Raw genomic sequence first — 582 nt, 5'->3', positions numbered from 1 at the left:
CCCTGACCGTGGTCCGGCCGTCCGCATCCCGACCTGCCTGGAGCAGACCGTGTCGAAACCCCTCACGCACCACCCACTCCCGGAACCCCGCAGACACCTCACTCCGAGGCGCCGAGGCGTCGGCGTCCCCCTGATCGCCCTGGGCGCGCTGCTGGCGTCCTCGCTCACCCTCGCCGCCTCCCCGTCGGCCGGGGCGGCCGAGACCCTGTTGTCGCAGGGCAGAACGGCGACCGCCTCCTCCCAGGAGGGTGAGGCGTACCCCGCCTCCGCCGCGGTCGACGGCGACCTCACCGGAACCCGCTGGGCCAGCGCCTGGAGCGATCCGCAGTGGATCCAGGTCGACCTCGGCAGCGTGCGGGACCTCAGCCGGATCGTCCTGACCTGGGAGGCCGCCCACGCCGAGGCGTACCAGATCCAGGCGTCCGACAACGGCACCGACTGGCGCACCCTGAAGACCGTCACCGGCAGCGACGGCGGCACCGACGACCTCCCCGTCTCCGGCTCGGGCCGCTACGTCCGCATGCTCGGCACCGCACGGGCGGGCGGATACGGCTACTCGCTCTGGGAGTGCCAGGTGTACGG

Annotated in this window: 1 protein-coding gene; it reads left to right on the top strand. The window is 73.4% G+C overall.

Annotation, left to right across the window (positions count from 1 at the left end; all coding sequences use genetic code 11):
- Positions 1-49: 49 nt before the first annotated feature.
- A partial coding sequence (locus IH13_RS0122745; protein ID WP_037842000.1) for a discoidin domain-containing protein occupies positions 50-582 on the top strand: 533 nt, incomplete at its 3' end.

It is taken from the genome of Streptomyces sp. NRRL WC-3549 (assembly GCF_000721935.1).
In the GTDB taxonomy this organism is placed as follows: Bacteria; Actinomycetota; Actinomycetes; order Streptomycetales; family Streptomycetaceae; genus Streptomyces.
The sequence above is the reverse complement of the archived record's forward strand: the minus strand, read 5'-3'. Positions and strand labels throughout refer to the sequence as shown.